This is a genomic window from Kitasatospora sp. NPDC101108, assembly GCF_055584725.1.
Map to the genome: position 1 here is coordinate 204,969 of NZ_JBVJLM010000012.1, position 19,626 is coordinate 224,594.

Here is a 19,626-nt window from a genome sequence, read left to right on the forward strand (position 1 = left end):
GTTAAGGGGATCAATGACCGATCTGGGTCGGGGCTACGGCCCCCAGGGCGAGCCGTGGCACCCCGGTGATCCCGGGTACGGCGGCCAGCAGCCGGTCCCCGGCCAGCATGACGGCCAGTGGCAGCAGCCGTACCCGCAGCAGGGGCAGCACGGCCAGCAGATCCAGCAGCCGTACGGCGGGTACGGGCAGCAGCAGGCGATGCAGCCGATGCAGCAGGGCATGCCGCAGGACGGGTACCCGCAGGGGTACCAGCAGCAGGGCTATCCGCAGCAGGGTTTCGATCAGGGGTACCAGCAGCAGGGGATGCCGCAGCAGGGCTACCCCCAGCAGCAGATGCCGGTGCAGCAGGGGATGTCCCAGCAGGGTTATCCGCAGCAGCAGATGCCGGTGCAGCAGCCGGGCATGCCGCACCAGCAGGTCCAGCACCAGCAGGTCCAGCAGCAGCCCGTTCCGCAGCAGGGCCAGCCGCAGCAGGGCCAGCCGCAGGCCGCCCCGCAGGCCCCGGCGCCCGGGCCCGCCTCCGGTCCGGGACCGGACGGGATCGACTGGGAGGCCGAGGCCGCCGCGCTGGAGTCCGGCGCCGACCCGGTCGCCGGGGCGCACGAGGCCGAGGCCGAGGAGTGGGACGGCACCCACGAGGACGGCCACCACGGCGAGGACGGCTACCTGGAGGAGCACGCCGGGGCCGAGGAGGTCGGCTTCCTCGGTGAGCAGGACGAATCCCGCGAGGCGCAGAAGAAGCGCAAGGAGAAGGGCAAGAAGGCGGGCCGTCGCAACGGCGGCGCCTGCCTGGTGGTCGCCCTGGTGCTGGTCGGGCTGCTCGGCGGCGCCGGCTGGTGGGGCTACGGCTTCTACCAGGACCACTTCGGCCCGCCGCCGGACTTCACCGGTGAGGGCACCGGCTCCGTGCAGGTCGAGGTCAAGCCAGGTGCGGTCGGCGGGCAGATCGGTCTCGCGCTGAAGAACGCGGGCGTGGTCAAGAGCGTCGACGCGTTCTCCAAGGCCTGCGACGCCGAGCCCAAGTGCGGCACCATCCAGCCGGGCTTCTACGGGATGAAGAAGGAGCTGCCGGCCGCGGCCGCGCTCAAGGAGCTGCTGGACCAGGCGGGCGGCGCGGCGATCGTGTTCCCGGAGGGCAAGAACTCCTCCGAGATCTACGCCATGATCGACACCAAGCTGAAGCTGCAGAAGGGCACCACGGCCGGCGTCGCCAAGGCGCAGGTCAACGACCTCGGCCTGCCCGCGTACGCGAACGGCAACATCGAGGGCTTCCTCTGGCCGACCCGCTACAACATCGCCGACGGCATGAAGCCCGAGGACCTGCTCAAGCAGATGGTGAAGAACGCCACCGACAAGTACGCGAACCTGGACGGCCAGGCCGCCTCGGTGGGCCTCAAGAACGGCTACGAGGTGATCATCGAGGCGAGCATCCTGCAGCGCGAGGGCAACAACACCGCGGACTTCGCGAAGATGGCCAAGACCATCCAGAACCGCCTGGCCAACGAGCCGGAGACGCACCACCGCCTCGGCATGGACACCACGCTGCAGTACTCGCTCGGTCGCAAGGACCTCAACAAGAGCGACATGGACAACGCGTCCAACAAGTTCAACACCTACCTGAACCCGGGCCTGCCGCCGACGCCGATCTCCAACCCCGGCGACGAGGCGATCAACGCGGTGCTGCACCCGGCGGACGGCAAGTGGCTGTACTTCATCGCGATGTCCCCGACCGAGACCCGGTTCGCCGAGACGGCCAAGGAGCACTACGCCAACGTCAAGGAGTACTGCACGAACGCCGGACAGGGCTTCGACGAGGCCCGCGGCCACTGCACCACCAAGTAGCAGCCGCGAGCAACTCGCTTACCGAGAGGCAGAGTTGACCAGCAAGCACCGGGCGGCCGTCCTCGGCTCGCCGATCGCCCACTCGCTCTCGCCGGACCTGCACCGGGCCGCCTTCGCGGCGCTCGGGCTGGACGGCTGGCGCTACGACCGCTTCGAGGTCGACGAGGCCGGCCTGCCCGGCTTCCTCGCCGGGCTGGACGAGGCCGAGTGGGCGGGGCTGTCGCTGACCATGCCGCTGAAGCGGGCGGTCATCCCGCTGCTGGACGAGGTCAGCGCGACGGCCCGCTCGGTGGACGCGGTGAACACCGTGGTGTTCACCGCCGACGGGCGGCGCACCGGGGACAACACCGACGTCCCCGGGCTGGTCAACGCGCTGCGCGAGCGCGGCATCACCGAGGTGTCCGCCGCCGCCGTGCTGGGCGCCGGGGCCACCGCCTCCTCGGCGCTGGCGGCGCTGGCCCAGGTCTGCACCGGCGAGGTGACGGTCTATGTGCGCAGCGCCGAGCGGGCCCGGGAGATGGCCGAGCTGGGCGAGCGGCTCGGCGTCGCGGTGCGCACCGCCGACTGGGAGCGCGGCGCCGAGGCGCTGGAGCGTCCGCTGACCGTCTCCACCACGCCGGTCGGGGCGACCGACGCCTTCGCCGGCGCGCTGACGGCAGCCCCGGGCGCGCTGTTCGACGTGCTGTACCACCCGTGGCCGACGGCCCTGGCCGCCGCCTGCGCCGAGCGCGGGGCGACCGTCCTGGGCGGGCTGGACCTGCTGGTGCACCAGGCGGTGCTGCAGAGCGAGGCCTTCACCGGGCGCACGCCCGGCCCGCTGGCGGCGATGCGCGAGGCGGGCGAGAAGGCGCTCGCCGACAGGTAGGGCCGGTCCGGCGGATCCTGCCGCGGCCAGATCGTTTCGTTGGGTGACCGGTTGCCGTCCGTCACGCGGACTGGGCCCCCGGGTGCCGCCGGGGCATGAAAGGATTCGGACAGAAGGCACGCTCGGGCGGGCCGCGGCGGTGCCGTGGGCCGGTCCGCTGATGAAGGAGCTCCGTTGGGTACGTTGCGCTGGCTGACGGCGGGGGAGTCGCACGGCCCCGCACTCGTCGCGACGCTGGAAGGCCTGCCCGCCGGTGTACCGGTCACCACCGACGTGGTGGCCGACGCGCTGGCGCGCCGCCGGCTCGGTTACGGCCGCGGGGCGCGGATGAAGTTCGAACAGGACGAGGTGACCTTCCTCGGCGGCGTCCGGCACGGCCTGACCATGGGCAGCCCGGTCGCGATCATGGTCGGTAACACCGAGTGGCCGAAGTGGGAGCAGGTCATGTCGGCCGACCCGGTCGACCCCGAGGTGCTGGCGGGCCTGGCCCGCAACGAGGCGCTGACCCGCCCCCGGCCCGGCCACGCCGACCTGGCCGGCATGCAGAAGTACTCGATCGACGAGGCCCGGCCGATCCTGGAGCGCGCCAGCGCCCGGGAGACGGCCGCCCGGGTCGCGCTGGGCGCCGTCGCCCGCGCGTACCTGCGCGAGGTGGCCGGGATCGAGATCGTCAGCCACGTGGTCGAGCTGGCCGCCGCCAAGGCGCCGGCCGGTGTGGTGCCGGTGCCCTCGGACGAGGCCCGGCTGGACGCCGACCCGGTGCGCTGCCTGGACGCGGACGCCTCGAAGGCGATGGTCGCCGAGATCGACCAGGCCCACAAGGACGGCGACACCCTCGGCGGCGTGGTCGAGGTGCTCGCGTACGGCGTGCCGGTGGGCCTCGGCTCGCACGTGCACTGGGACCGCCGGCTGGACGCCCGGCTGGCCGCCGCGCTGATGGGCATCCAGGCGATCAAGGGCGTCGAGGTCGGCGACGGCTTCGAGCTGGCCCGGGTGCCGGGCTCCAAGGCGCACGACGAGATCGTCCCGACCCCCGAGGGCGTCAAGCGCACCTCCGGCCGCTCCGGCGGCACCGAGGGCGGCCTGACCACCGGTGAGGTGCTGCGGGTGCGCGCCGCGATGAAGCCGATCGCCACCGTGCCGCGGGCGCTGCAGACCCTGGACGTGCGCACCGGCGAGCCGGCCAAGGCGCACCACCAGCGCTCGGACGTCTGCGCGGTGCCGGCCGCCGGCATCGTCGCGGAGGCGATGGTCGCGCTGGTGCTGGCCGACGCGGTGAGCGAGAAGTTCGGTGGCGACAACGTCTCCGAGACCCGTCGCAACGTGCAGGGCTACCTCGACAACCTGATCATCCGATGACGACACCCGTCGTGGTGCTGGTCGGCCCGCCCGGCAGTGGCAAGTCCACCGTCGGGCGGGCCCTGGCCGAGCGCCTGGGAGTCGGGTTCCGGGACACCGACGCCGACATCGAGGCGCTGGCCGGCAAGCCCATCCCGGAGATCTTCATCGACGAGGGCGAGCCGCACTTCCGCGAGCTGGAGGTCCGCGCCGTGCGCGCGGCCGCCGAGGGACACGACGGGGTACTGGCGCTCGGCGGTGGGGCGGTGATGGCCGAGGCCACCCGTGAGCTGCTGCGCGAGCTGCCGGTGGTCTTCCTGGAGGTCCCGCTCGGCGACGCGGTCAAGCGGGTCGGCCTGGACGCCCCGCGCCCGCTGCTGGCCGTCAACCCGCGGGCCCGCTGGCGCGAGCTGATGGACGCCCGCCGCCCCCTCTACCTGGAGGTGGCCACCGCCGTCGTCGACACCGCCGACCGCACCCCCGAGCAGGTCGCGGACGCCGTACTGGAAGCACTGGAGCTGAAGACCCCCCATGACTGACACCACCGTCAGGATCCACGTCGGCGGCAGCGCCGGCCACGACCCGTACGACGTGCTGATCGGGCACCAGCTGCTCGGTGAGCTGGCGCCGCTGATCGGGACGCGGGCCAAGCGGGTCGCGATCATCCACCCCGAGGCGCTGGCCGCCACCGCCGACGCCATCCGCGACGACCTGGCCGGCGAGGGGTACGAGGCGATCGCGCTCCAGGTGCCCAACGCCGAGGAGGCGAAGAGCGCCGAGGTCGCCGCGTACTGCTGGTCGGTGCTCGGGCAGACCGGGTTCACCCGCAGCGACGTCGTGGTCGGCCTCGGCGGCGGCGCCACCACCGACCTGGCGGGCTTCGTGGCGGCCACCTGGCTGCGCGGGGTGCGCTGGATCTCCATGCCCACCACGCTGCTCGGCATGGTCGACGCGGCCGTCGGCGGCAAGACCGGCATCAACATCGCCGAGGGCAAGAACATGGTCGGCGCCTTCCACCCGCCGGTGGGCGTGCTGGCCGACCTCGGCACCCTGGAGACCGTGCCCAAGCACGACTACGTCTCCGGCCTCGCCGAGGTCATCAAGTGCGGCTTCATCGCCGACCCGGTCATCCTCGACCTGATCGAGGCGGACCCGGAGGCCGCCAAGTCGCCGGCCGGCCCGCACACCGTCGAGCTGATCCGCCGGGCCATCCAGGTCAAGGCCGACGTCGTCTCCGGGGACCTCAAGGAGTCCGGCCGGCGCGAGATCCTCAACTACGGCCACACCCTGGGCCACGCCATCGAGCGCAACGAGCGCTACAAGTGGCGGCACGGCGCGGCGATCTCCATCGGCATGGTCTTCGCGGCCGAACTCGGCCGCCTGGCCGGGCGGTTGGACGACGAGACGGCCGACCGGCACCGCACCGTGCTGGCCTCGGTCGGCCTGCCGCTGACCTACCGGGCGGACGCCTGGCCGAAGCTGCTGGACGCGATGAAGATCGACAAGAAGTCGCGCGGCGATCTGATCCGCTTCATCGTGCTGGACGGCCTCGGCAAGACCTCCGTGCTGGAGGGCCCCGACCCGTCGCTGCTGGTCGCCGCGTACGCGGAGGTCTCGGCGTGACCAGGGTGATGGTGCTCAACGGCCCCAACCTCGGCCGGCTGGGCAGCCGGGAGCCGGACGTTTACGGCGCCACCTCGTACGCCGGGCTGGTCGAGCGCTGCACCGCGCTGGGCAAGGAGTTCGGCTTCGAGGTCGAGGTGCACGAGACCAACTCCGAGCAGCAGATGGTGGAGTGGCTGCACGAGGCGGCCGACGGGAAGGTGCCCGTGGTGATCAACCCGGGCGCGTTCACCCACTACTCGTACGCGATGCGGGACGCCGCGGCGCAGCGCACCGCGCCGCTGATCGAGGTGCACATCTCCAACCCGTACGCGCGGGAGACCTTCCGGCACACCTCGGTGATCGCGGCGGTGGCCTCCGGGACCATCGCGGGCTTCGGGATCGGGTCGTACGAGCTGGCGCTGCGGGCGCTGGCGGAGCAGCTGACCTCGCGCTGACTGCTGGTCAGTGGCCCGGCGGCGGACTGTGCCCGCTGCCGGGCCGCCGTGTAGTGTCCCCGCTGAGAGGTGTCGGGAGGAGGTGCCGTGACGCAGTACGCCGGAGGTGGGCAGGTCCCGCCGCGTCCCGCCGCTCCGCCGGTGCCGCCGGGGGGCGGTACGGGGGTGTCCCCGTCGGGGGCGCCGGTTCCGCCGCCCTCGCCGCCGCCGCCGACGGTTCGGCCCGCGGTCGCCCCCGCCACCGCCCCGGGGCCGACGCCGGCTGCTGCTCCGCCTGCGGCGCCCGCTCCGCCTGCGGCGCCCGCTCCGCCTGCGGCGCCCGCTCAGGCTCCGGCGCCCGCGCAGGCTCCGGCACCGATGCCCGTCCCGCCTGCTGCAGCCGCCCAGGCACCGGCACCGGCACCGGCCGCCGCGCCGCCGTCCGGGCCCAGCGTGCCCGTACCGGCCGGTGGCACCGGGCACTTCGTGCTGCCCGCCGGGACGCCCGTCCAGCTCCCCGCCCACCCGCCGCAGCGGCACGCGCCCGCCGGGCCGATCGCCGTCCTGCTGATCGGACCGGCCGGGGCGGGCAAGACCACCGTCGCCCGGTACTGGGCCGAGCGCCGGGCCACCCCGACCGCGCACATCAGCCTGGACGACGTCCGGGAGTGGGTGCAGTCGGGCTTCGCCAACCCGCAGTCCGGCTGGAACAACGCCTCCGAGGCCCAGTACCGGCTGGCCCGCCGCACCTGCGGCTTCGCCTGCCGCAACTACCTGGCCAACGGCATCTCCTGCATCATCGACGACGCCGTCTTCCCGGACCGCCCGGCGATCGGTCTCGGCGGCTGGAAGCGGCACATCGGCCCGGGCATGATCCCGGTCGTGCTGCTACCCAGTCTGGATTCGGTGCTGCGCCGCAACGCCCGCCGCAGCGGGACCAGGCGGCTCGGTGACGAGGAGGTGGCGCGCATCCACGGGCGGATGGCCGGCTGGTACAACTCCGGGCTGCCGATCATCGACAACTCCTACCTGGACGTCGCCGGTACGGCGGCCGAGCTGGACCGCGTCATCCTGGCCCGGCTGATGGGGATGCCGGTCCGCTGACCTGCGGATTCGCGGCCCTGTCGGTGGCGGCTGCGATGATGGACCGGTCCCGCCAGAACCACCCCCGGGGAGCTGACGCCCGTGCCGGAAGGCCACATCATCCACCGCCTCGCCGGCCAGAACCGGAAGGCCTTCGGCGGCCGGCCGGTGCAGGTCTCCAGCCCGCAGGGCCGCTTCGCCGACGAGGCCAAGGCGATCGACGGGCAGCTGCTCACGGGCGCGGAGGCCACCGGCAAGCACCTCTTCCTCGGCTTCGAGGAGGGCGCCTGGGTGCACATCCACCTCGGCCTCTACGGCGGCTTCGGCTTCGGCACCGGCCCCGCCCCCGAGCCCGTCGGCCTGGTCCGGCTGCGGCTGGCCAACGACGAGGGCTACGCCGACCTGCGCGGCCCCAACACCTGCGCCCTGGTCACCGACGCCGAGAAGGCCGCCGTCGCCGCCCGCCTCGGCCCCGACCCACTGCGTGCCGACGCCGACCCGGAGGCCGCCTGGCGCCGGATATCCGGCAGCCGGACGACGGTCGCCGCGCTGCTGATGGACCAGAAGGTGCTGGCCGGGGTGGGCAACGTCTACCGCGCCGAGGTGCTGTTCCGCCACCACGTCAACCCGCACCGGGCCGGCCGCGACCTCACCCGCGCCGAGTGGGACGCGATCTGGGCCGACCTGGTCGCCCTGATGCACGAGGGCGTCGCCGCCGGCCGGATCGACACCGTCCGCCCCGAGCACACCCCCGAGGCGATGGGCCGCCCGCCCCGGGTGGACGACCACGGCGGCGAGGTGTACGTCTACCGCCGCGCCGCGATGCCCTGCCTGGTCTGCGGCACCGAGGTGCGGACGGAGGAGCACGCGGCGCGCAACCTGTTCTGGTGCCCGACCTGCCAGGCGGCCTGAGGCGGTTCCGGCCCCGGCGGCGGACCCACGCCGTAGGCTGGGGCCCGGGCCGGTCGGAGGGAGCGGACGGGTGGACGGCGACGAGGTGTCCAACAGCGTGTCGGGCACGGTGCACGGGAGCGTGGTCCAGGGGCGGAACGTCACGGTCCACCTGCCGCCGAAGCACCGGAGTCCGCACCAGGTGCGTCCGCCGCGAGCGGGTTTCGTCAACCGTGAGCGTGAACTCGCGGCGCTCACGGCCGCGTTGGCCCGGTCCGACCGCGGCGCGCCGGCGATCGTCGTGTTCACCGGCCTGGGCGGCGTCGGCAAGACCGAGCTGGTGGCGAAGTTCGCCGCCGAGCGGGCGGCGCACTTCCCGGGCGGTGTGCTGTACGCCGACCTCAAGGCCTACCGGCACCGGTCCGCGGTGGACCTCGCCGGGGTGCTGGAGGGCTTCCTGCGCGCCCTCGGCGTCCGGCCGCCGGACGTGGAGGCCGAGCGGTTCGGGGAGTTCCGCACCGCCACCGCGGACCAGCGCTGCCTGGTCTTCCTGGACAACGTCGAGCACGCCGCCGAGGTCCGCGCCCTGCTGCCGTCCAGCGGGTTGGTGGTGGCGGCGGGCCGGCGGCGGCTGGACGCGCTGCGGATGGACGGCGCCGAGGTGCTGCGGCTGGACCGGCTCAGCGCGGCGGCGGGTGCGGCGCTGGTCCGGGGCTGGCTGAGCGCCGGGCGCGGCACCGACGTCGAGGTGGCGGCCCTGGTGGAGCGGTGCGAGGGACTGCCGCTCGCGCTGAACGCCGTCGGGAGCCAGCTGCTGGGCCGGGACCGGCTGTCCGTCGGCCAGGTGGTGGCGGAACTGTCCGACCGGGAAGGCAGGTTGGCCATCCTGAACAACGAGGAGGGGAACCTCCACGAGACCTACGACCCGGTGTACGAGCGGCTCTCCCCGTACGGCCGGTCGCTCTACCGGCTGATCGGCGTGCACCCGGGGCCCTTCGTGTCGGCCGAACTGGCCGGGGCGGCGGGCGTCGAGCGGGCGGAGGAGGCCCTGGACGAGCTGTGCGCCGCGCACCTGCTGGACGTGGTCGTCGACCAGGGGCCGGGCGAGCGCTTCCAGGCCCATGACGTGGTGCGGACGCACGCCTACGCCCGCTCCCGCGAACTGCCGGACCGGGACGGGCTGTTGGCCCGGGTGGTGGCCTACTACCGGGGCAGGGCCTCGCTGGCGGACCGGGCGATGGGCCCGCGGCTCCGCCTCCAGGAGCCGAGCGGCGAGGGACTGCCCGGATTCCCCTCCGGGGCGGCCGCGCTGGAGTGGCTCCACGCCGAACGGGCCGACCTGCGCGCGGTGGTGGAGGCGGCGGCCGAGCGGGGGTGGCACGACGAGGTGTGGCGGCTGTGCGAGTCGCTCTGGCCGCTGTACCACGGCCGCAAGCTGTACTCGGACTGGATCGCCACCCACGAGCTCGGCATCGAGTCGGCCCGGTGGGCGAACAACCCGGACGCGGTGGTCCGGATGCACAACCAGCTGGCCCGGGCCCACTACGAGCGGGCGGACTTCCCGTCGGCGGCCGAGCAGTTGGCGCTCGCCGCGGAGCAGCTGCCGCTGGTGGCCAATCGCCAGGTGGTGGGCGTGCTCCACGAGACGGACGGCCTGCTGTGCCTGGCCGACGGCCGGCCGGCGGACGCGGTCGGGAAGTTCACGCTGGCCCGGGAGGCCAACGAGGGCGACACGCACGGCGAGATCGTGCAGAGCTACCACCTGGCGCAGGCGCTGATCGCCGACGCCCGCCCGGACGACGCGCTGGCCGTACTGGCCGAGGCCACCGCCCTGGCCGCGGCCACCGAGGACCACGACATGCTGATGAAGCTGCCGCTGGTGCACGCCCGGGCCCACCGGGCGCTCGGGCAGCTCGCCCTCGCGGTCGAGCAGGCCGGCACCTGCGCCGACCGGGCCAGGAGCCGCAAGCAGTACGCCAAGGAGGCCCAGGCGCACACCCTGCTGCTCGCCCTCGCCGAACAGCTGGACGACGCCGAGCTGGCCGAGCGCAGCCGGGCCAGGCTGGCGGAGCTGGAGGGCTAAGGCCCGGTGGTGAAGGACACCCGGGTGCGGTGCTCGCCGGTGCGGACGGTGAGGCCGTGGTCGGGCAGGCCGGCCGGGTCGCCTCCGTCGGCGAGCCAGCAGGCCACGGCGGAGCCGAGCAGCAGCGGGTCGAGGCTGGGGTCGGGGCAGCCGAAGTCCCGTTCGGCGCGGGCTTCGAGGAGCTGGCCGCCGTGCAGCCGGAGCAGGTGGCGGGCCGGGCCGAGGGCGGCCACGGCGACGGCGAGGCCGGGCAGTTCGAGGGCGGTGTCCGCGAGCCAGCGGGTGGCGGGCCGTTCGGCGCGGGCCTCGGTGCGGGCGAGGACCTCGGCGGTGTAGCGCAGGGCGTCGCCGGGGTGGTCGTCGGTGAGGGCGTGGAAGCCGCGCGGGGTGTGGTCGGCCGGGTGGAAGGGGTAGCGCCGGAGGCTGACCTCGGTGCCCTCGCTCCTGCCCTCGACGTCGTACGCGGTGGGCCCCTCGCAGGTCGGGCTGGGTGCCGGCCTGGGGTAGGGCGGCAGCACCGGTTCGTCGGCGGGCTCGTCCAGGGCGTCGAGGAAGGAGTAGAGCAGCGGTCGCAGCACCCGGGCGGACCGGCCACGGTGGGCGAGCGAACGGTCGGTGAGATCGCTCAGGTCGGCCGGGTCCTGGGCGAGGGCGAGTTCGATCTGGGCGGCGAGGTCGCCGTCCGGGTCGAGGGCGGGCGCGTGCTGGCCGAAGGCGTAGCTGGGGGAGCGCGGGTCGAGTTCGGCGGCGCCGGTGGCGACGAGCAGGGTGCGGCGTTCCAGGGCGGCGCCGTAGACGGAGACCGAGCCGTGGTCGCCGATCAGGCAGTCGGCGGCGACGAGGGCGGCCTGCCAGCCCTGGTGGGGCGGGACGAGACGCAGGCCCATCCGGCGGGCGTCGTCGAGCAGGGCTTCGGGGTCGTGCCGGCTCCACACGTTGGGGTGGAGCACGAGGGCGACGGTGTACTCGTCGGCGGGCAGTTGCCGGACCAGCCGTTGGGGCAGGTCGGGGTGGCGGCCGAATAACGAGTGCTCGCTCCAGGTGGAGTTGACGACGACGAGCCGGCGGCCGTCGACGGCGCCGAGCGCGGCGCGGTAGCCGTCGCGGGAGCGTTCGCTGCGCAGGATCCGGTCGAAGCAGGGGTCGCCGACGACCCGGGCGACGTCCAGCGCCTCGGGGCAGGAGACCCGCAGCCGGTCCAGCTGTTCGGGGTGGGAGAGGCCGAGGACGTCGACGAACACCCGTCCCTGGTGGGTGAGTTCACGGCGGGAGAGGCCGGCCGCGCTGACCGTGTCGCCGGTGGACTCGGTGACCAGGCGGTTGTAGCCGGCGCCGTGCGGCAGTACGACCAGGTGGGCGTCCAGGCGGTGCATGGAGGCGTGGACGGCGCAGGCGACGGCCAGGTCGAAGCGGCGCCGGACGGCGTCCTCCCAGTCCAGCACGGTGTAGCCGGGCAGGCCGTGGAGGAAGTCGTCCAGGGCGCGGTCGGCGAAGGCGGAGCCGGGGTTGACGGTGAAGTACCGCTCGATGCCGTCCGGGTCGAGCAGGGTGAGGACGTCCAGGACCCTGGTGGCCGAGGTGAGGGTGCGGGCGACCGCCAGCACGCGGGCCCTGACCGGGCGGGTGTTCCAGCGGTCGGCGGGCCAGACGTGGGGGTGGGACGGCACATCGTGATCGTACTCATCCGGCCGCGCTGCGGCGTGGTTCGCCGAGTGTCGGTCAGTCCGCGGTCCGGGGCGGTTCGCGGTGCCGGTCAGCCCGCGGCTGCGGCCGGCTCCTCGTGCTCGGCGGCGGCGCACTCGTCGAGGAGGGGGCGCATGCCGTCGTCCACGAGCCGGTAGCGCACCACGCGTCCGTCCTTGTCACCGGTGACCACTCCCGCGGTGCGGAGCAGGCGCAGGGCCTGGGAGACGGCGGGGTCGCGCATGCCGGTGGCCACGGCCAGGTCGCTGACGGCGAGCGGGCCGGCCCGGTGGAGGGCGAGCAGCAGGGCGAGCCGTCCGGGGTCGGAGAGCAGGGAGAACCGCTCGGCCCAGGAGCGGACGTGCTCGGTGTCACCGATGGCGGCGATGGCTTCGCAGACCCGGTGTCCGTCGATGGTGCGGTGGCCCGCGCGGTCGGCCGGTACGAGATGCATGCGGACATTCTGGCAGCTCACGACCTGTGATCCTGAACACCTGCACAGGTGCGCAACCTTGCGAGGGTGCGGTCCTGCCCCTACGGTGTTCCCCGCCGTGGTGCTCGGGAAGACCGGTGACGGACCATCAACAGGTCCCAGTCCGGAGCGGCCCTCGCCACTGTGATCGGGGGGTGGTTTGTCCGGACCCACGTGCCACTGGGCGCCTCGTGCGCCTGGGAAGGCGGGTCCGGAAGTCCCGTAAGCCAGGAGACCGGCCACGGCATCTCACGAAGTCATTCCACGAGGTGCTGGAGCGTGATCCGAAGATGACCCTGCCCGAAACCGCCACTCCTGCTGAGGCGGCCCCCTCCGTCCTGCCCACCTTCCGGTGGAAGCGCGAGGACACCATCCGTACCGCCGGGCTGATGGGGGTGATCCTGGCCATGCACGTGGTGGCGTTCGGGACGCTCGTCTTCCTGGTCGCCCCGCACGACTACGCCGTCGGCACCCAGGTCTTCGGGGTCGGCCTCGGCATCACCGCGTACACCCTGGGCATGCGGCACGCCTTCGACGCCGACCACATCGCGGTGATCGACAACACCACCCGCAAGCTGATGGCGGACGGCAAGCGCCCGGTCTCGGTGGGCTTCTGGTTCGCGCTCGGCCACTCCTCGATGGTGGTCATCATGGCCGCCCTGGTGGCGGGCGGCGCCCAGCTGGCGAACACCCTGATGGACGACGACTCGGCCACCCACAAGTGGCTCGGGGTGGTCGGCACCACGGCCTCCGGCGCCTTCCTCTACCTGATCGGCGCGCTCAACCTGGCGGCGCTGCTCGGCATCCTCAAGGTGTTCCGCTCGATGCGGGCCGGGAGGTACGACGAGGCCGAGCTGGAGGAGCACCTCAACTCGCGCGGCCTCATGGCCCGGATCCTCAACCGGGCGACCCGCTCGATCACCCGGCCCGGGCAGATGTTCCCGGTCGGCATGGTGCTGGGCCTGGGCTTCGACACCGCGACCGAGGTGACCCTGATGGTGATGGCCGGTTCGGGCGCGGCGGCCGGGCTGCCCTGGTACGCGATCATCTGCCTGCCGCTGCTGTTCGCGGCGGGGATGAGCCTGTTCGACACCCTGGACGGGACGTTCATGAACTTCGCGTACCAGTGGGCCTTCTCCAACCCGGTGCGCAAGGTGTACTACAACCTGACCATCACCGGGCTGTCGATCGCGGTGGCCTTCATCATCGGCACCATCGAGCTGGTCGGGGTGCTGCACGAGAAGCTCGACCTGACCGACCCGGTGACCGGGTTCATCGCGGACATCTCGCTGGACAACGTCGGCTACGCGATCGCGGGGCTGTTCGTGGTGGTGTGGGCGATCGCCATCGCGTACTGGAAGCTGGCGGGCGTCGAGAAGCGCTGGACGCCCGCCGAGCCGCCGAAGTAGCGGTCACGCCGCGGCGAGCAGCAGGGTGCCCGCGACGGCGAGCCCGGCGCCGACCACCTGGACCGGGCGCAGCCGCTCCTTGAGCACCCCGCGCGCCATCAGCGCGGTGACCACGGGGTAGAGCGAGGCGAGCACGGCGGCCACCGCCGCCGAGCCGCCGTGCGAGGCCAGCGCGTAGGTGGCGTTGCCGGCCACGTCGACCAGGCCGACGCCGGTGAGCAGGGGCAGTCGGGAGCGCAGCTCCGGCAGCAGCCCGGAGGTGTCGGTGCCGCGCGGGCCGACCAGCAGCGCGGCACCGCCCACGACGACGTTGACCAGCCGCTGGACGCACAGCACGAGCAGCAGTCCGCCGCCGGCCGAGGCCTGCGAGAGCAGGGACATGTTGGCGCCGAAGCCGAACGCGGCGGCCAGGGTGAGCAGCAGGGCCGTGCGGGCGGCGGACGGCCCGCCGCGTTCGGGGCCGCCGGCCAGCACCACGCCGGCCACCGCCACCGCGATCCCGGCCAGCTGGCCGAGGCCGGGTCGCTCGCCGAGCGCGAGCCCGACGCCGACCGGGACCACGACGCCGACGGTGGCCAGCGGGGACACCACGCCCATCGGGCCGAGCGCGAGCGCCCGGTAGAAGGCGAGCATCGCGAACGGGCCGATCACCCCGGCGGCGACGGCGTTCCAGAGCGCGGGCGAGGCATCGGCCCAGCCGCCGGTGGCCAGGACCGCGAGGAGCAGGACGACGGTGGCCGCGGCCTGGGAGACGACCACGACGGCGAGCGCGGGCAGCCGGCGGGTGAGGACGCCGCCGCCGAAGTCGCCCAGGCCGGTGAGCAGGCTGGCGGACAGGGCGAGCAGGACGGTCATGGGAGGGGCCTGCCGATCGAGGACAGGCTGGAGGACAGCACAATGCACTCCGAAGTACAGTCGGATGGACTCGTTGCCGGAACCGCAGCGTAGTGCAATGAACTGAACTCGACCGAACAATATTCTGTACGTCTCGTACGGTGGACACCGGAGGACTGCCCGCGTGCCGGACCCCGACCTCGTCTCCCGGGCCCTTGCCCGGAACGTCAAGCGGCTGCGCACCGAGCGCGGCCACACCCTGGACGCCCTCGCCGCCCGCTCCGGGGTGAGCCGCGGCATGATCGTCCAGATCGAACAGGGCCGCACCAACCCGAGCGTGGCCACCGTGGTCCGGATCGGCGACGCCCTCGGCGTCTCGATCGCCACGCTGCTCGACTACGAGGAGGGCCCGGACGTCCGGATCGTGCCCGCCGACCAGGCCGTCCCGCTCTGGACCGGCCCGCACGGCGGCACCGGCACCCTGCTCCACGGCATCGAGGCGCCCGGCCCGCTGGAACTGTGGGACTGGCGGATGAAGCCGGGCGAGGAGTACTCGGCCGAGCCGCACCCCGCCGGCACGGTGGAGATCCTGCGCGTCGTCGACGGCGAGCTGACCCTGATGCACGGCGAACGGCTCCACACGGTCCCGGCCGGCAGCACGGTCTCCTTCGACGCCTCCCACGCGCACGTCTACCGCAACGCGGGCGAGCGGGAACTGCGCCTCACCATGGTGGTGTCGGTCCCCCCGCCGCGCTGAACCCGGAAGTCCCCGCCAGGGGGCGTTCGGCGCTCTTCGCGGGCGCTCGGCGGGCGGTTCGGGCCGGGGGTTCGTAGGCTCGACGCATGGTGGATGCGTACGCGGGGCGGCGGGAGCGGGTGAGGGCGCACTGCAGTGCGGCCGGGGCCGATGCGGCGCTGGTCACCCGGGCGGCGAACGTGCGGTACCTGACGGGCTGCGCGCCCTGCGGGGCGACGCTGCTGCTGACCGGGGAGCGGGCGCTGCTGTCGCTGCCGGACGACCTGCCGCCGGACGACTCGGGGGAGCACCTGATCGACGGCGAGGTCACCCAGGTGCCGGTGCCGGCCGGGGCGGACACCGCGCTGGCGGCGGCGGCCGCGGCCGGGCGGCTCGGGGTGCGGAAGCTCGCGGTGGAGGAGCACGACCTGACCGTCACCCGGCACCGGGCGGTCGCGGAGCTGGTGGAGGGGGCCCGGCTGGGGGACCTCGGTCAGGTGGTGGAGCGGCTGCGGGTGGTGAAGGACGAGCACGAGATCGCCGACCTGCGGATCGCCGCCGAGATCGCCGACCAGGCGCTCGGCGAGCTGCTGGAGTCGATCCTGGTCGGCCGCACCGAACGGCACCTGGCGATGGAGCTGGAGCGCCGGATGATCGACCACGGCGCCGACCGGGCGGCCTTCCCGGTCTCGGTCGGCACCGGCAGCCACTCCGGCCAGCCCGCCCACCAGCCGACCGACCGCCGGGTGGAGGAGGGTGACTTCCTCACCGTGGTGATGGGCGCCCAGTACCGGGGCTACCGGGTCTCGACCGCCCGGACCTTCGTGATCGGCGCCGCTCCCGCGCCCTGGCAGGTCGAGCTGCACCGGCTGGTCTTCCGCGCCCAGCGGGCCGGCCGGGAGGCGCTCGGCCCGGGCGTCGAGCAGTGCGTGCCCGACCGGGTGGCCCGGCAGGTCCTGGAGGCGGCCGGCCACACCGAGGCCTCGCCGCACCCGGTGGGCCACGGCATCGGGCTGGAGATCCGGGAGGCGCCGCGTCTCGGTCCGTCGGACATGGGTAAACTGGACAGCCGCGTACCGGTCACCGTCGGTCCGGGGGTCCACCTCCCGGGCAAGGGCGGGGTCCGGATCGAGGACACGCTCGTCGTGCGCCCCCTCGAAGAGGGCGGGCCCGAGCTGCTCACCATCACCACCAAGGAGCTCCTCGCCCTGTGACGGCGGCCCCGAAGGCCGTCGACGGCAGGACGCGATCCCTTGGTTCCTTGACAGCTATATCCAGGAGTAAGTGCGCCCGTGGCTTCCACGAACGATCTCAAGAACGGCATGGTCCTCAAGCTGGAGGGCGGCAAGCTCTGGTCCGTCGTCGAGTTCCAGCACGTCAAGCCCGGCAAGGGCCCGGCCTTCGTGCGTACGAAGCTCAAGGAGGTCCTGACGGGCAAGGTCGTCGACAAGACCTTCAACGCCGGCACCAAGGTCGAGACCGCCAACGTCGACAAGCGCGGCATGCAGTTCTCGTACAAGGACGGCGAGAACTTCGTGTTCATGGACATGGACACCTACGACCAGATCACGATCGAGAAGGACGTCGTCGGCGACGCCGCCAACTACCTCCTGGAGGGCTTCGAGGCCCTGGTCGCCACCAACGAGGGCGCGGTCCTGTACATCGAGCTCCCGACCTCGGTCGAGCTGGTCATCGCCAACACCGAGCCGGGCGTCCAGGGCGACCGCTCCACCGGTGGCACCAAGCCGGCGACCCTGGAGACCGGCGCCGAGATCCAGGTGCCGCTCTTCATCACCACCGGTGAGAAGGTCAAGGTCGACACCCGCGACGGCAGCTACCTCGGCCGGGTGAAGTAAGTCCGTGTCGGCCGCACGTAGCAAGGCCCGTACCCGGGCCTTCCAGATCCTCTTCGAGGCCGACCACCGCGGGGTCGACCCGCAGCAGGTCCTCGCCGACTGGGTGGCCCGCGCCCGTGAGCCGAAGCCCGACGAGGGCACCCCGCAGGTCGGCGAGTACACGATGGAGCTGATCGAGGGGTACGTCCAGCACGCCCGTCGCATCGACGACCTCATCGAGCAGTACGCGGTGGGCTGGACCCTCGACCGGATGCCGATCGTGGACCGCAACGTCCTGCGGCTCGGCGCCTACGAGCTGATCTGGGAGGACGGCGTCCCGGACGCGGTCGTCCTGGACGAGTCCGTCGAGATCGCCAAGGAGTTCTCCACGGACGACTCCCCGGCCTTCGTCAACGGCATGCTCGCCCGTTTCCTGGAGCTGAAGCCGAGCATCCGCCGGTAACGGTGACGCCCTGCGCAATGGCCGTCGGATCCGAGATCTCGGATCCGACGGCCATTCCGCGTTTCCCGGGGCAGGCGTAGGGTGGGTTCCCTACTCGCCAGTAACTTGAAGGGCAGGCACCCCCATGACCACCGCGACCCGCAGCGAGTTCGACCTGGGCATCGCCCTGACCGGACATCCCGAGGAGGCCGGCCGCTACGAGGCCGAGCTCGGCGCCGGCTGGCAGATCGGCGGCGGGGTCAACGGCGGACTGCTGCTCGCCGTGGCCGGACACGCGCTGTCGCTGGAGCACGGGCAGCACCCGGACCCGGTGTCGATCAGCGGTTACTACCTGTCCGCCTCCACCCCCGGCCCGGCCACCGTCCGCACCGAGGTGCTGCGCACCGGCCGCGGCCTGTCCACCGGCACCGCCTCGCTCAGCCAGGGCGGCGTCGAACGCCTGCGCGTGGTGGCCAGCCACGGCGACCTCGGCGCCGTCGAGGGCGAGGTGCGCACCAGCGCCACCCCGCCGCAGCTGCCGCCGCCGGACCAGTGCATCGGCGTCGAGCACGCGCCCAAGCAGCTGATCGAGCAGGCCGCCCTGCTGGAGCGCTTCGACCTGCGGCTCGACCCGGACACCGTCGGCTGGGCGCTCGGGCAGCCCTCCGGCCGGGGCCGGATCCAGGGCTGGTTCCGGCTCGCCGACGGCCGCGAGCCCGACCCGCTGCTGCTCCTGCTGGTCGCCGACGCGCTGCCGCCGGTCACCTTCGACCTCGGCCTGCCCGGCTGGGCCCCGACCATCGAGCTGACCGTCCACCTGCGGGCCAAGCCGGCCCCGGGCTGGCTGCGGGTGGTCCACTCCACCCGCAACCTGGCCGGCGGCTACTTCGAGGAGGACGCCGAGATCTGGGACGAGGCCGGCCGTCTCGTCGCCCAGTCCCGCCAGCTGGCCCGGGCGCCGCGGTAGAGACACCCGCACCGCAGCGGTATTACCGGTGGTTACATTCCTGTGACACGCCGTACGTGTGCGGCGCGCGGAACTGGGGAGTAACACGGTCAGCGGCGAGCCCCGCCGCTGACCGTCACCGTCGACGGCCGTCCGCCGATGCCAGGAGCCTCCGATGACCAGCCGCAAGGGCCGCGCCCGCCGCAACTCCGACTGCACCGCCGGTGGCCTGCGCCCCGCGCTGCGGGCGCCGCACCGGCCGCGACGGGACGAGGGGGCCGAGCAGGCGTTCGTCATCGGGGTGCTCACCAACGGGGCCGACTTCGCGCGGGCCCGCGCCTGGGGCGTCAGCGACGCGCCCGACTACGAGCGCTACCTCGCCGACACCGCCGAGCTGCTGGCCGACGCGCTGGAGCGCTTCGAGACGGTCCGGGCCCGGATGTTCCACCCGCAGGACTTCGAGGAGTTCTGCGTGCTGCACGGGCTGGACCCGGCCGAGCCCGCCGCCCGCGACCGCTACCTGGTCAACCCGCCGCTGCAGACCCAGCTGTTGGCCTATCAGGGCGAGGAGCTGGCCGGGGACTTCGTGCCGAGGCTGGTCCGGGCCCGGGAGAACGGGCTGACGCTCCGCCATGCCGACCTGCTGCTGGACGGCGCGCTGCTCGGCGGCGCGGACCGGGCGGAGGCGGACGAGGAGCACGTGCGCTGGGTGCGCGCCGCTCACCAGCGCGGGAGCGAGGTGTTCCGCCGGATGCTGGTCGGCGCGGGCGCCGGGGTGTACGAGCTGCGGCTGCGGGTGGAGGCGCCGGGCGGGCGGCTGACCGCGGCGGCCCGGGTGCTCCAGTGGGAGGACGGCGTGGTGCGGATCAACGACGAGGAGCTGGAGCTGGTCTGCGCGGTGCTGTGCGCCGGGCTGGCGCTGGAGCTGCCGGCCGTCGCGGTGCTGCACGGCTCCCAGGGCTCGGCGGCCTCCTGCGGGGAGTACCTGCCGGCCGCCTGGGCCTGGTCGAGCGGCGGTCCGGACTGGGCGCCGGCCGCCCGTCCGGTGCGGCTGGACGGCGTGGCGGCGCAGCCGGGCTACAGCCTGGGCACGGTCTGCTGAACCCGCCCGGCTCGGGAAACGCCGC

General features: G+C 73.6%; 19 protein-coding genes and 1 riboswitch. Of the genes, 16 read left to right on the forward strand and 3 right to left on the reverse strand.

Annotated elements, in window-relative coordinates; translation table 11 throughout:
- Nucleotides 1-13: 13 nt before the first annotated feature.
- From mltG to ACZ6Z8_RS25550, 9 genes are all read left to right on the forward strand, one after another.
- Entirely contained in the window at nt 14-1,843 is a 1,830-nt protein-coding gene (gene mltG, locus ACZ6Z8_RS25510) for an endolytic transglycosylase MltG (protein ID WP_465612373.1), read from the forward strand.
- A gap of 34 nt (nt 1,844-1,877) precedes the next feature.
- On the forward strand, nt 1,878-2,708 hold the full coding sequence (locus ACZ6Z8_RS25515; protein ID WP_465612374.1) for a shikimate dehydrogenase: 831 nt from the start codon (nt 1,878-1,880) through the stop codon (nt 2,706-2,708).
- 174 nt (nt 2,709-2,882) lie between these two features.
- Nucleotides 2,883-4,067, forward strand: a complete 1,185-nt coding sequence (aroC, locus tag ACZ6Z8_RS25520; protein WP_465612375.1) for a chorismate synthase — start codon at nt 2,883-2,885, stop codon at nt 4,065-4,067.
- Entirely contained in the window at nt 4,064-4,585 is a 522-nt protein-coding gene (locus ACZ6Z8_RS25525; protein WP_465612376.1) for a shikimate kinase, read from the forward strand. Before aroC ends, ACZ6Z8_RS25525 begins: the two co-directional genes overlap by 4 nt.
- Nucleotides 4,578-5,669, forward strand: coding sequence for a 3-dehydroquinate synthase (gene aroB / locus ACZ6Z8_RS25530; protein WP_465612377.1), 1,092 nt, complete (start codon nt 4,578-4,580; stop codon nt 5,667-5,669). Before ACZ6Z8_RS25525 ends, aroB begins: the two co-directional genes overlap by 8 nt.
- Nucleotides 5,670-5,677: 8 nt before the next feature.
- Nucleotides 5,678-6,106: a type II 3-dehydroquinate dehydratase gene (aroQ, locus tag ACZ6Z8_RS25535; protein WP_380421788.1), complete on the forward strand. Its 429-nt coding sequence runs from the start codon at nt 5,678-5,680 to the stop codon at nt 6,104-6,106.
- 141 nt (nt 6,107-6,247) lie between these two features.
- On the forward strand, nt 6,248-7,189 hold the full coding sequence (locus ACZ6Z8_RS25540) for an AAA family ATPase (protein WP_465612418.1): 942 nt from the start codon (nt 6,248-6,250) through the stop codon (nt 7,187-7,189).
- A gap of 81 nt (nt 7,190-7,270) precedes the next feature.
- Entirely contained in the window at nt 7,271-8,080 is an 810-nt protein-coding gene (locus ACZ6Z8_RS25545; RefSeq protein WP_465612378.1) for an Fpg/Nei family DNA glycosylase, read from the forward strand.
- A gap of 70 nt (nt 8,081-8,150) precedes the next feature.
- Entirely contained in the window at nt 8,151-10,142 is a 1,992-nt protein-coding gene (locus ACZ6Z8_RS25550) for an AAA family ATPase (RefSeq protein WP_465612379.1), read from the forward strand.
- Here the strand turns inward: ACZ6Z8_RS25550 and ACZ6Z8_RS25555 are convergent.
- Entirely contained in the window at nt 10,139-11,809 is a 1,671-nt protein-coding gene (locus tag ACZ6Z8_RS25555) for a hypothetical protein (protein ID WP_465612380.1), read from the reverse strand. The genes ACZ6Z8_RS25550 and ACZ6Z8_RS25555 overlap by 4 nt on opposite strands.
- Before the next feature lie 86 nt (nt 11,810-11,895).
- The gene (locus tag ACZ6Z8_RS25560) at nt 11,896-12,279 is read right to left on the reverse strand and encodes an ArsR/SmtB family transcription factor (protein ID WP_465612381.1); all 384 of its coding nucleotides are present in this window, start codon (nt 12,277-12,279) and stop codon (nt 11,896-11,898) included.
- 81 nt (nt 12,280-12,360) lie between these two features.
- Nucleotides 12,361-12,555: riboswitch (cobalamin riboswitch) on the forward strand.
- A 32-nt stretch (nt 12,556-12,587) separates the two neighbouring features.
- On the opposite strand from ACZ6Z8_RS25560, the gene nicT reads away from it, so the two are divergent.
- A complete protein-coding gene (gene nicT / locus ACZ6Z8_RS25565; protein ID WP_465612382.1) occupies nt 12,588-13,706 on the forward strand; it encodes a Nickel transporter NicT in 1,119 nt (372 codons plus the stop codon).
- A gap of 3 nt (nt 13,707-13,709) precedes the next feature.
- Here the strand turns inward: nicT and ACZ6Z8_RS25570 are convergent, their stop codons facing one another.
- Complete coding sequence (locus ACZ6Z8_RS25570; RefSeq protein ID WP_465612383.1) at nt 13,710-14,561, reverse strand: EamA family transporter; 852 nt, start codon at nt 14,559-14,561, stop codon at nt 13,710-13,712.
- 163 nt (nt 14,562-14,724) lie between these two features.
- Here ACZ6Z8_RS25570 and ACZ6Z8_RS25575 point away from each other — a divergent pair, with 163 nt between their 5' ends.
- The 6 genes from ACZ6Z8_RS25575 to ACZ6Z8_RS25600 all read left to right on the forward strand — a co-directional run bounded on the left by ACZ6Z8_RS25575 (nt 14,725) and on the right by ACZ6Z8_RS25600 (nt 19,601).
- Entirely contained in the window at nt 14,725-15,297 is a 573-nt protein-coding gene (locus tag ACZ6Z8_RS25575) for a helix-turn-helix domain-containing protein (RefSeq protein ID WP_465612384.1), read from the forward strand.
- A gap of 86 nt (nt 15,298-15,383) precedes the next feature.
- Nucleotides 15,384-16,490, forward strand: coding sequence for a M24 family metallopeptidase (locus ACZ6Z8_RS25580; RefSeq protein ID WP_465612385.1), 1,107 nt, complete (start codon nt 15,384-15,386; stop codon nt 16,488-16,490).
- 78 nt (nt 16,491-16,568) lie between these two features.
- Complete coding sequence (gene efp, locus ACZ6Z8_RS25585; protein WP_465612386.1) at nt 16,569-17,132, forward strand: elongation factor P; 564 nt, start codon at nt 16,569-16,571, stop codon at nt 17,130-17,132.
- Nucleotides 17,133-17,136: 4 nt separating this feature from the next.
- Nucleotides 17,137-17,574 carry a transcription antitermination factor NusB gene (gene nusB, locus ACZ6Z8_RS25590; RefSeq protein ID WP_350508646.1) on the forward strand — a complete coding sequence of 146 codons (438 nt, stop codon included), beginning with the start codon at nt 17,137-17,139 and terminating at the stop codon, nt 17,572-17,574.
- A gap of 124 nt (nt 17,575-17,698) precedes the next feature.
- Complete coding sequence (locus ACZ6Z8_RS25595) at nt 17,699-18,520, forward strand: thioesterase family protein (RefSeq protein ID WP_465612387.1); 822 nt, start codon at nt 17,699-17,701, stop codon at nt 18,518-18,520.
- A gap of 154 nt (nt 18,521-18,674) precedes the next feature.
- Nucleotides 18,675-19,601: a hypothetical protein gene (locus tag ACZ6Z8_RS25600; RefSeq protein WP_465612388.1), complete on the forward strand. Its 927-nt coding sequence runs from the start codon at nt 18,675-18,677 to the stop codon at nt 19,599-19,601.
- The last annotated feature ends 25 nt before the right edge of the window (nt 19,602-19,626 follow it).

Bases quoted from the DNA above. Each gene is read 5' to 3' on its own strand.
- ACZ6Z8_RS25525 (WP_465612376.1), top strand. From the start codon at position 4,064: ATGACGACACCCGTCGTGGTGCTGGTCGGCCCGCCCGGCAGTGGCAAG.
- aroB (WP_465612377.1), top strand. From the start codon at position 4,578: ATGACTGACACCACCGTCAGGATCCACGTCGGCGGCAGCGCCGGCCAC.
- mltG (WP_465612373.1), top strand. From the start codon at position 14: ATGACCGATCTGGGTCGGGGCTACGGCCCCCAGGGCGAGCCGTGGCAC.
- ACZ6Z8_RS25570 (WP_465612383.1), bottom strand. From the start codon at position 14,561: ATGACCGTCCTGCTCGCCCTGTCCGCCAGCCTGCTCACCGGCCTGGGC.
- ACZ6Z8_RS25580 (WP_465612385.1), top strand. From the start codon at position 15,384: ATGGTGGATGCGTACGCGGGGCGGCGGGAGCGGGTGAGGGCGCACTGC.
- nicT (WP_465612382.1), top strand. From the start codon at position 12,588: ATGACCCTGCCCGAAACCGCCACTCCTGCTGAGGCGGCCCCCTCCGTC.
- ACZ6Z8_RS25560 (WP_465612381.1), bottom strand. From the start codon at position 12,279: ATGCATCTCGTACCGGCCGACCGCGCGGGCCACCGCACCATCGACGGA.
- ACZ6Z8_RS25595 (WP_465612387.1), top strand. From the start codon at position 17,699: ATGACCACCGCGACCCGCAGCGAGTTCGACCTGGGCATCGCCCTGACC.
- aroQ (WP_380421788.1), top strand. From the start codon at position 5,678: ATGGTGCTCAACGGCCCCAACCTCGGCCGGCTGGGCAGCCGGGAGCCG.
- ACZ6Z8_RS25600 (WP_465612388.1), top strand. From the start codon at position 18,675: ATGACCAGCCGCAAGGGCCGCGCCCGCCGCAACTCCGACTGCACCGCC.